Here is a 2058-nt window from a genome sequence, read left to right as displayed (position 1 = left end):
CGGACGAGGCCGCCGCCGCGCTCGCCTGAGCCACACCGCCGCCGCACCGGCATCCGAGGACCCCGGGTGCCGGTGCGGCAGCGTGCGCGCGCAGGCGCCCCGGGCACTCGTGGGATGGTTGCCCGAAGGGGCGTCCTCGCAGGTCGCTCCGGCGCGTCCGCGTTGCCGACCTCGGTGGGCCTCGCTAGTTTCGTTGTCACGATCCTGCGCATCCGTCGAGATCGCTGGCCCACTGACGAGAAGGTGACGCGCGTGGCTCTTCCTCCGCTGACTCCCGAACAACGAGCCGCAGCGCTCCAGAAGGCCGCCGCCGCCCGGCAGGCCCGTGCCGAGGTCAAGAACCGCCTCAAGTACTCGCAGGGCACCCTGTCCGAGGTGATCGAGCAGGGCCAGAAGGACGAGACGATCGGCAAGCTCAAGGTGCTCGCGCTCCTCGAGTCCCTGCCCGGTGTGGGCAAGGTCAAGGCTCGTGCGATCATCTCCGAGATCGGCATCTCGGAGACGCGGCGCGTCCGCGGCCTCGGACCCCACCAGGTGAAGGCGCTCGTCGACCGCTTCGGGTGACGGTCGCCCGTCACCGCTGCGCACGAGGAGTACCGCACCACCCATGACGACGACGCCCGCCCGGCTGACCGTTCTCGCCGGACCCACCGCCGTCGGCAAGGGCACGGTGTCCGCCGACGTCCGCACGCGCTACCCCGAGGTCTGGCTGTCGGTGTCCGCGACGACGCGGCCGCCGCGACCGGGCGAGGTCGAGGGGGTGCACTACCACTTCGTCAGCGTCGACGAGTTCGACCGCATGGTCGAGAACGGCGACCTGCTGGAGTGGGCGGTCGTCCACGGACGCAACCGGTACGGCACTCCTCGTGAGCCCGTCGAGCGTCGGCTCGCCGCCGGTGAGCCGGCGCTCCTCGAGATCGACCTGCAGGGCGCCCGCCAGGTGCGGGCGTCCATGCCGGACGCACACTTCGTGTTCCTCGCCCCGCCGTCGTTCGCCGAGCTCGAGCGCCGGCTCGTCGGGCGGGGGACCGAGGACGCGGAGGAGCGCGAGCGGCGCCTCGCGACGGCCCGCGTGGAGCTCGCGGCCGAGTCGGAGTTCGACACCGTGATCGTCAACGACGACGTGCACCGGGCCACGGACGAGCTGGTCCGGGTGATGGGCATCGCGACCAGGTAGGATCGTGGGCAGGCTCCGCCCCGCGGCCTCCGCGCCGCACCCCCCCATCGACCTCACGGGAGACCATCGTGTCCGGAACCGTCGCCGCCCCCACGGGCATCACCGACCCGCCGATCGACCAGCTCCTCGAGCGCGCTGACTCGAAGTACGCCCTGGTGCTGTACTCGGCGCAGCGCGCCCGCCAGATCAACGCGTACTACTCGCAGCTCAACGAGGGCCTGCTCGAGTACGTCGGCCCGCTCGTCGACACGCGCCCGCAGGAGAAGCCCCTGTCGATCGCGATGCGCGAGATCGACGCCGGCCTGCTGACCTCCGAGGCCACGGAGGGCTGAGGCACCGCCCCATGCGGATCGTCCTGGGCGTCGCGGGCGGCATCGCCGCGTACAAGGCGGTGCTGCTGCTGCGCCTCTTCCGTGAGGCGGGGCACGACGTGCGCGTCGTGCCGACCGTCGCCGCGCTGGAGTTCGTCGGGCGCGCGACGTGGGAGGCCCTGTCCGGGCAGCCCGTGACGACCGACGTCTTCGAGGACGTCGACCAGGTCGTGCACGTCGCCGTCGGCAAGACGGCGGACCTCGTCGTCGTCGCCCCCGCGACCGCGGACCTGCTCGCGCGGGCCGCGACCGGCCGCGCCGACGACCTGCTCACCGCGACCCTGCTCGTGGCGCGCTGCCCGGTGCTCATGGCGCCGGCGATGCACACCGAGATGTGGGAGCACGCCGCGACCGTCGCGAACGTCGAGACCTTGCGCCGTCGCGGCGTGCACGTGCTCGACCCCGCGAGCGGCCGGCTGACGGGCGCCGACACGGGCCCCGGGCGGCTGCCCGAGCCCGAGGAGATCGCGGCGGCAGCCCTCGCGCTCGTCGGCCCGCGCGACCTCCTCG

General features: G+C 73.2%; 4 protein-coding genes. All 4 read left to right on the top strand.

The window, feature by feature from the left end:
* Window positions 1-252 precede the first annotated feature (252 nt).
* The gene (mihF, locus tag HGA02_RS17520) at window positions 253-564 is read left to right on the top strand and encodes an integration host factor, actinobacterial type (protein WP_124343482.1); all 312 of its coding nucleotides are present in this window, start codon (window positions 253-255) and stop codon (window positions 562-564) included.
* A gap of 43 nt (window positions 565-607) precedes the next feature.
* A complete protein-coding gene (gmk, locus tag HGA02_RS17515) occupies window positions 608-1177 on the top strand; it encodes a guanylate kinase (protein ID WP_124343481.1) in 570 nt (189 codons plus the stop codon).
* Window positions 1178-1245: 68 nt separating this feature from the next.
* Window positions 1246-1509, top strand: a complete 264-nt coding sequence (rpoZ, locus tag HGA02_RS17510) for a DNA-directed RNA polymerase subunit omega (protein ID WP_013771129.1) — start codon at window positions 1246-1248, stop codon at window positions 1507-1509.
* 11 nt (window positions 1510-1520) lie between these two features.
* A partial coding sequence (locus tag HGA02_RS17505; RefSeq protein ID WP_281357213.1) for a flavoprotein occupies window positions 1521-2058 on the top strand: 538 nt, incomplete at its 3' end.

The organism is Cellulomonas septica, assembly GCF_012396155.1.
Taxonomy (GTDB): Bacteria; Actinomycetota; Actinomycetes; order Actinomycetales; family Cellulomonadaceae; genus Cellulomonas; species Cellulomonas septica.
The sequence above is the reverse complement of the archived record's forward strand: the minus strand, read 5'-3'. Positions and strand labels throughout refer to the sequence as shown.

Excerpts from the sequence above, each read along its gene's own strand:
- gmk (WP_124343481.1), top strand. The coding sequence starts at position 608 with ATGACGACGACGCCCGCCCGGCTGACCGTTCTCGCCGGACCCACCGCC.